7 protein-coding genes are annotated in these 7,033 nt (G+C 69.2%); 4 read left to right on the forward strand and 3 right to left on the reverse strand.

Features of this window, described 5'->3' with window-relative positions:
- Positions 1 to 133: 133 nt before the first annotated feature.
- A complete protein-coding gene (locus tag G6024_RS07485) occupies positions 134 to 532 on the reverse strand; it encodes a MerR family transcriptional regulator (RefSeq protein WP_067718910.1) in 399 nt (132 codons plus the stop codon).
- A 132-nt stretch (positions 533 to 664) separates the two neighbouring features.
- Between G6024_RS07485 and G6024_RS07490 the strand changes: the two genes are divergently transcribed.
- Both G6024_RS07490 and G6024_RS07495 read left to right on the forward strand, forming a co-directional pair.
- Positions 665 to 2,230: a SulP family inorganic anion transporter gene (locus tag G6024_RS07490; protein WP_159148393.1), complete on the forward strand. Its 1,566-nt coding sequence runs from the start codon at positions 665 to 667 to the stop codon at positions 2,228 to 2,230.
- 76 nt (positions 2,231 to 2,306) lie between these two features.
- Positions 2,307 to 3,527, forward strand: a complete 1,221-nt coding sequence (locus G6024_RS07495) for a glycosyltransferase 87 family protein (protein ID WP_159148394.1) — start codon at positions 2,307 to 2,309, stop codon at positions 3,525 to 3,527.
- On the opposite strand, the gene G6024_RS07500 is transcribed toward G6024_RS07495, so the two are convergent.
- A complete protein-coding gene (locus G6024_RS07500; RefSeq protein WP_067718905.1) occupies positions 3,479 to 4,255 on the reverse strand; it encodes an acetoacetate decarboxylase family protein in 777 nt (258 codons plus the stop codon). The genes G6024_RS07495 and G6024_RS07500 overlap by 49 nt on opposite strands.
- A 146-nt stretch (positions 4,256 to 4,401) precedes the next feature.
- Between G6024_RS07500 and G6024_RS07505 the strand changes: the two genes are divergently transcribed.
- On the forward strand, positions 4,402 to 4,581 hold the full coding sequence (locus tag G6024_RS07505) for a hypothetical protein (protein ID WP_119192540.1): 180 nt from the start codon (positions 4,402 to 4,404) through the stop codon (positions 4,579 to 4,581).
- A 30-nt stretch (positions 4,582 to 4,611) separates the two neighbouring features.
- Here the strand turns inward: G6024_RS07505 and aspA are convergent, their stop codons facing one another.
- Positions 4,612 to 6,075: an aspartate ammonia-lyase gene (gene aspA, locus G6024_RS07510; RefSeq protein WP_096906585.1), complete on the reverse strand. Its 1,464-nt coding sequence runs from the start codon at positions 6,073 to 6,075 to the stop codon at positions 4,612 to 4,614.
- 106 nt (positions 6,076 to 6,181) lie between these two features.
- Here aspA and G6024_RS07515 point away from each other — a divergent pair, with 106 nt between their 5' ends.
- Positions 6,182 to 7,003, forward strand: a complete 822-nt coding sequence (locus G6024_RS07515) for a phosphatase PAP2 family protein (protein ID WP_096906584.1) — start codon at positions 6,182 to 6,184, stop codon at positions 7,001 to 7,003.
- Positions 7,004 to 7,033 lie beyond the last annotated feature (30 nt).

Genomic DNA, 7,033 nt, shown 5'->3' on the forward strand with positions numbered 1-7,033 from the left:
GCCACCGATCGGGCCGCCGCCGAGCCGGTCGCCCGTCAGGCCCTCGCCGCGGGACGGGCCGCCGCGGACTGACTCCCGGTACGCCTTTCGCGCCTGCCGCGACCCGACTGGAGCCGACGGGCGCCGGGAGGCCCTAGTCGAATCTCCGGACCAGCTGCAGAAACTCCGTGCCGTAGTCGAGCTGGGTCTGCAGGTCGCGATAGCGGGCCTCCGCCTCCGAGCGGATCTCCTCGACCGTCGTCCGGGCCGCGTGCCAGTCGTCGAGCTCCACCGAACCCGAGCCGCGGCCCGCCGAGAGGACGTCCGTCGCCCGGAGGAACTGCCTCATGCGTTCCAACGAGAACCCCAGGGGCTTCATCCGCCGCACCAGGAGCAGTCGCTGGACATCCGCATCGGTGTAGAGCCGGAACCCACCGGCGGTGTGACCTGAGGGCACCACTAGGCCGAGCTCGTCGTAGTGACGGAGGGTGCGGATCGACAAACCGGTGATCTCGGCGACCTCGCCGATCTTGCGCACCGCGTCGTCCGACATCGTTCTCCTTGTGGGCTTGTTCACACTCATGGGCTCGGGTTCGCGCTCGGCCAACTCTACCGTTACGGTACATTCGGAATCTCCCGCTACGGGAGAGTGTGTCATGCCCCTACGTGGTGAGGAAGATTCTCCGTGACAGCTCCCGCGACCACGCCCGGGGCCGCTCCCGCTCCCGGCGTCGACGATGACGGTCTGGCGCCCGTCGGTGTCCTCGCGTCATTCAGGTACGCCCTTTCCTCGGCCCGGCGGCTGCGCACCGAGGTGCTGGCAGGACTGGTCGTCGCCCTCGCGCTGATCCCCGAGGCCATCTCGTTCTCGATCCTCGCCGGAGTCGACCCGCGGGTGGGGCTGTTCGCCTCGTTCACGATGGCCGTGACGATCGCCTTCACCGGCGGGCGGCCGGCGATGATCTCCGCCGCCACGGGCGCGATCGCTCTGGTCATCGCCCCCGTGGCGCGTGACTACGGAATGGACTACCTCGTCGCCACAGTGCTGCTGGCCGGCATCTTCCAGGTGGTCCTCAGCCTGATCGGCGTGGGCCGGCTCATGCGCTTCATCCCCCGCAGCGTGATGGTCGGGTTCGTCAACGCCCTGGCGATCCTCATCTTCACCGCGCAGATCCCGCACCTGCTCGGGGTGCCCTGGCTGGTCTACCCGATGGTCGCGGCCGGCATCGGCATCATGGTGTTCTTCCCCCGGCTCTCGGCCGCGGTTCCCGCACCGCTGATCACGATCGTGGCGATCACCGCCGTCGTGGTGCTGTTCGGCTGGACCATGCCCAACGTGCGCGACCAGGGTGAACTGCCCGACTCGCTGCCGTCGCTGTTCATCCCCGACGTGCCGTGGACCATGGAGACGCTCCAGATCATCGCCCCCTACGCCCTGGCGATGGCCCTGGTCGGGCTCATGGAGTCCCTGATGACCGCCAAACTCGTCGACGACCTCACCGAGGTGCGCACCGACAAGACCCGCGAGGGCTGGGGCCAGGGTGTGGCCAACATCGTCACCAGCTTCTTCGGCGGCATGGGCGGTTGCGCGATGATCGGCCAGACCATGATCAACGTCAAGCAGTCGGGCGCCCGCACCCGCCTGTCGACCCTCCTGGCGGGCGTCTTCCTGCTCATCCTCGTCGTCGCACTGGGCGACATCGTCGGCCTGATCCCCATGGCCGCTCTCGTCGCGGTGATGATCATGGTCTCCGTGGCCACCCTGGACTGGCACTCCATCCATCCCCGCACCCTGCGTCTGATGCCGCTCAGCGAGACGGTCGTCATGATCGTCACCGTGGCCGCCACCGTGATCACCCACAACCTGGCCATCGGCGTCGTCCTCGGCGTCCTCACCGCGATGGTCATGTTCGCCCGCCGGGTCGCGCACATGACGAGCCTGGAGAAGGTCTCGGAGCTCGACGTGAATCACGACGGCACCATCGACATCCGTACCTACCGGGTCCGCGGGGAACTGTTCTGGGCCTCCAGCAATGATCTGGTCTACCAGTTCGACTACTCGGGCGATCCCCAGCACGTTGTCATCGACCTGACCGAGGCCGACATCTGGGACGCCTCCACCGTGGCCACCCTGGATGCGATCAGCCACAAGTACGCGGCCAAGGGCAAGACGGTCGAGATCATCGGCCTCGACGGGGCCAGCCAGGAGCGACTGGAGAAGCTCTCCGGCAACCTCGGTGAGGGGCACTGACCTGGCCCGACCCGGCCTGACCAGACCGTATCCTGGTCGACCGCACCCCGTTCCGGACCGAAAGGAGCGCTACCCGATGCACACCCTCCCGAAGCCGGGGAGCGCGCTGCGCCTGGCAGGTCTGATCCTGACCGCGGCCGTGATCACCGCGGTCATGGTGCGAGCCGCGACCGAGTTCATGCTGGACCTCCAGGAGTTCCAGGACGCCGGACGGGCCCTGCTGGCCGGGGCGGACCTGTACTCCGAGGGCTTTCCCACCCGCTCGGGCTTCAGGTTCATCTACCCGCCGTTCGGCGCCGTCGTCTTCCTGCCGCTGGCGCCACTCGGAGCCACTGTCGCCCAGCTCGCCTGGACCGCCGCCACGGTGGTCGCGGTCTGGGCGATCCTGGCCATGGCCGCGTCCCGGCTCCAGCTTCAGGGCGCACGAACCCTGGCCCTGGCACTGACCGGCGTGGCGCTGCTGTTCGAGCCGGTCCGCGCGAACATCGGCTTCGGCCAGATCAACATCTTCCTGATCCTCATGGTCACCGCCGACGTCCTGGGCTTCACTCCCCGCCGCGCCCGCGGCGTCCTGCTCGGCCTGGCCGCCGGCATCAAGATCACCCCGGCCGCGTTCGGCGTTCTGTTCCTCGTCCGTAGAGACTGGGCGTCCCTGGCACGGGCGGTTGGGACAGTCGCGGCCACGATCGGCCTCGGGCACCTCATCCGCCCGGCCGAGTCCTGGCATTTCTGGACCGCCGAGTTCTTCCTCACCGAACGGGGCGGCACACGGCACTTCGTCCCCAACCAGGCCCTGAGCGGCCTGCTGGCCCGGGCCCGGATCCCCGCCGAGCACCTCGACCCGCCCGTCTACGGCTTCTTCCTGCTCGTCGCCGCGGCAGCCACCTGGGGAGCCTGGCGACTGACCCGGGACAACCGGCCCGTCGACGCCCTACTCCTGGTCGCCCTCGGGGTCTTCATCGCCTCTCCGGTGGCGGTGACCCACCACTGGTCCGGCGTGATCATCGCCATCCCGCTACTACTGACCGCCCGGCGCAGACCGGTCCGGATCGCGGTGGCGGTCCTGGTCCTCACCCACCTGATCGGCACGCACTACGCCTACGCGCTCACCGCGGTCGACCCAGCCGCCCACGTGCTGCGGTGGCTCATCGGCAACGCGCAGGGTGTGAGCGGAATCGCCGCGTTCGCGATGCTGCTCGGCGACGCCGCTCTGGGCGGCGGCGCCCCCGGGCGGCGCCCCGGGCGGCGTCAGCCGATCCGTTCGGGCGCCTGGAACTCGGCCTCGAACCTGTCGTAGGAGAAGGTGGCGAGGGCGCGGGCGCGGTCCAGCCCGAGTTCGCGTACCGCCTCGGCGAACCGCGCGACATCGGCGTCGCTGTCATCCGCGCCCGTCGCGATCGTCACGCGAGCGCCGCTCAGCGGACGCATCCGCCCACCCCGGGCGGTGGCCTCGGCCGTGACCCGCACCGGCTGACCGTCGAGGACCTGCACGCAGTTCATGGCGAGTGATTGGCTGCCGGGGATCGGGACACCGACGCGGGTATCCAGCCTGAGATCGACCCCGCCCGCGCCCGCCGACCCGACCGCCCCGAGACGAGCATCGTCGAGCGCCCCGCCGGCGGTGCCGACCATGTCGCCCTTCCACTTGGGAAAGCCCCACAGCTCGTTGCCCGCCGCGAGGGTGAAGTCCTGGTCCACCGGCAGTTCGTGGATGTGCACCAGCGTCCCGTGGCCCGGCACCTTGAGCTGGAAAGCCACTCCCATCTCGTGGTACGCACCCAGGACGTTGCCGGGCACGTCGTGGTACCGCACGTGGATCATGATCGCGGGGGTCCGGCCGCCGGGTAGTGCCACCGGCTCGGCGCCCGCAGCGTCGAGAACGGCGGACTGACGGCCGGCCGCGATGAGCCGGCGGACGACGGCTGCCCGGGTGAGGAACGCCGCGCCGGAGACCGAGGCGGACACGACGGGGACCGGGAAGGTGATCTCGCGCCCGGCGACCACGCGGGAGGTGGGAGAGCTCATGGTGCGACGGTAGCGGGCGCGCGGGCCGGAATCATGAGTTTGCGCGGCTAACGATCGGGGCGGCGGGTCCGATATCACCTGTGTAAGCCAGCTCATGTCCCGCCGCCCGGTTCGCGGCGCGACCACCGATCCATCTGGAGGCACTCATGCTCAAGGCCATCGCCGACTTCTTCGCCCAGTTCGACTTCACCGTCGGCTCGTCCGCCGCCATCAACGCCGCGATCTCGGGCTCGTCCGCATTCATCGACCAGCAGTTCGGTTTCGACAGCTCGCTGGGGAACCTCGCCGTGAGCAGCATCGGTCGCGTCGGCGAGCCCCCCGCCTGACACGGCTCACCCCGACACGGCTCACCCGGGTCAGGCCGTGGGGCCGGTCATATCCTGCCCGGGTTGTGCCACGTCCCGTGTACCACCTTTTCCCTTGTACTTCGGCCGCAGGAGGTTGGACGGCGACAAGATGTCATCGAGCTCCTCCGCCGACAGCAGCCCCATCTCCAGCACCACCTCCCGGACCCCGCGGCCCGACCGGGCGCACTCACGGCCGACCCGGTCACCGTTGTGGTGGCCGATGATCGGGTTGAGGTAGGTGACGATCCCGATCGAGTTCATCACGTTCTGGCGGGCCACCTCGACGTTGGCGGTGATCCCCTCCACGCACTTCTCGGTCAGCGTCTCGATGGCGTTGGTCAGCAGCGAGATCGACTCGAACATCGCCTGGGCGATCACCGGCTCCATGACGTTGAGCTGGAGCTGACCTGCCTCGGCGGCCATGGTCACGGTGACGTCGTTGCCGATCACCTTGAAGCACACCTGGTTGACGACCTCGGGGATCACCGGGTTGACCTTGGCTGGCATGATCGACGACCCGGCCTGCAGCTCCGGCAGGTTGATCTCGTTGAAGCCGGCGCGCGGCCCCGAGGACAGCAGCCGCAGGTCGTTGCAGATCTTGGAGACCTTCACCGCGGTCCGCTTGAGGGCGGCGTGGACGTTGACGTAGTCGCCGGTGTCGCTGGTGGCCTCGATGAGGTTCATCGCGCCGGTGACCGGCAGTCCGGTGACGGCCCGCAGATGTCTGATGACGGCGCGACGATAGTCGGGCGGGGTGTTGACTCCGGTGCCGATCGCGGTCGCACCGAGGTTGACGTCGAGCAGCATCCGGGCCGCGGCGCCGAGGACGTGGAGTTCCTCGTCGAGCGTCACGGCGAAGCCGCCGAACTCCTGGCCCATCGACATGGGGACCGCGTCCTGCAGCTGCGTGCGCCCCATCTTGAGGACCTCGCGGAACTCCTCGGACTTGTCGTAGCAGGCCTCCCGCAGGGCGACGATCGCCGGCTCGAGTCGCTCCAGCGCGTGCCACAGGGCGATGCGGAATCCGGTGGGGTAGGCGTCGTTGGTGGACTGTGAACGGTTGACGTCGTCGTTGGGGCTGACGATGTCGTAGGAGCCCCTGGGGTGGCCGAGGCGCTCGAGGGCGAGGTTGGCCACGACCTCGTTGGTGTTCATGTTCACCGAGGTGCCGGCGCCGCCCTGGAACTGGCAGGAGGGGAACTGGTCCATGCAGCGCCCGTCGACCAGGATCTCGTCGCAGGCCCCGACGATCGCCTTCGCCACCGTCTCGTCGAGGACACCCATCTCGAGGTTCGCGAGCGCGGCGGCCTTCTTGACCATGACCATGCCGCGGACGAAGTCGGGGATGTCGCTGATGGTGGTGGCGGTGATCGGGAAGTTCTCGACGGCCCGGACCGTGTGGATGCCGTAATACGCCTCCGCCGGGACCTCCTTGGTACCGAGCAGGTCATGTTCCACACGGGTCTGGCTCATTCGTCGTCCGCCTCTCGGGTCGCCTGCGGCCCACCCTAACCGCGCCGCACCCGACCTCGCGGCGATCCACCGGCGGGAAGGCCGCCGCTCTGCCTAGTGTGGGGGCATGTCGCGCACGACGACCTCCCGTCGCTCCCGAGCGTTCACCTCCGCTCGGGACATCCTGCGGCAGCTGTACCCGTCGGACGGGGTGCTGGGCAGCATCGTCGACCGGCGGGAGATGCCCCTGCCGCGCGGGACGTGGACGATCTTCGGGGTGGCGTTCGTGGGGTTCGCGACCCCGGTGATCGGATTCGTTGAGCTGGCCGAGCGCATCCGCGGCGATGCGGGCCTGCCCTTCGACCGCCCCGTCATGCTGTGGCTGCAGAGTCGCCATTCGCCGCGCAACACGCGCATCGTCCGGGCCGTCACCGAACTCGGCGGAGTCACTGCGGTGCCGTTGTTCGCCCTGGCCACCTCGGCGTATCTGGTCTCCGTCCGGGGCAGTCGCCGGCCCGCCGCACTGTTGACGGTGTCCCTGGTGGGGTCGACGGTCATCAATTCGGTGCTCAAGGCCCTGTACCGGCGGGGTCGGCCCACGTTCTTCACCCACATCGTGGAGGAGAAGAGCTACTCGTTCCCCAGCGGTCACGCCATGGCGAGCGCGGCGTTGGCCGGGTGCGCCTGCGTCCTGGCCTGGCCAACGGCGTGGCGTTACCCGGTGATCGTCGGGTCCGCGGGGTATGTCCCGGCCATCGGCGTCACCCGCATGTACCTGGGTGTGCACTTCCCGAGCGACATCCTGGCCGGCTGGTGCGTGAGCCTGGCGTGGGTGGGCGAGGTGGCGACCATCATGTGGTTGATGGACCGCCTCGACGACTCGCCGACGCCGATGATCACCCACCGGAGGTCACCCCGCGAGGCCGTGACGCCCGGGGTGTCGGGATGACGACGACGAGGCGCGCCCGGATCGAGCTGG

The organism is Dietzia maris, assembly GCF_014144855.1.
Taxonomy (GTDB): Bacteria; Actinomycetota; Actinomycetes; order Mycobacteriales; family Mycobacteriaceae; genus Dietzia; species Dietzia kunjamensis.

Excerpts from the sequence above, each read along its gene's own strand:
- G6024_RS07485 (WP_067718910.1), bottom strand. The coding sequence starts at position 532 with ATGTCGGACGACGCGGTGCGCAAGATCGGCGAGGTCGCCGAGATCACC.
- G6024_RS07495 (WP_159148394.1), top strand. The coding sequence starts at position 2,307 with ATGCACACCCTCCCGAAGCCGGGGAGCGCGCTGCGCCTGGCAGGTCTG.
- G6024_RS07500 (WP_067718905.1), bottom strand. The coding sequence starts at position 4,255 with ATGAGCTCTCCCACCTCCCGCGTGGTCGCCGGGCGCGAGATCACCTTC.
- G6024_RS07505 (WP_119192540.1), top strand. The coding sequence starts at position 4,402 with ATGCTCAAGGCCATCGCCGACTTCTTCGCCCAGTTCGACTTCACCGTC.
- aspA (WP_096906585.1), bottom strand. The coding sequence starts at position 6,075 with ATGAGCCAGACCCGTGTGGAACATGACCTGCTCGGTACCAAGGAGGTC.
- G6024_RS07515 (WP_096906584.1), top strand. The coding sequence starts at position 6,182 with ATGTCGCGCACGACGACCTCCCGTCGCTCCCGAGCGTTCACCTCCGCT.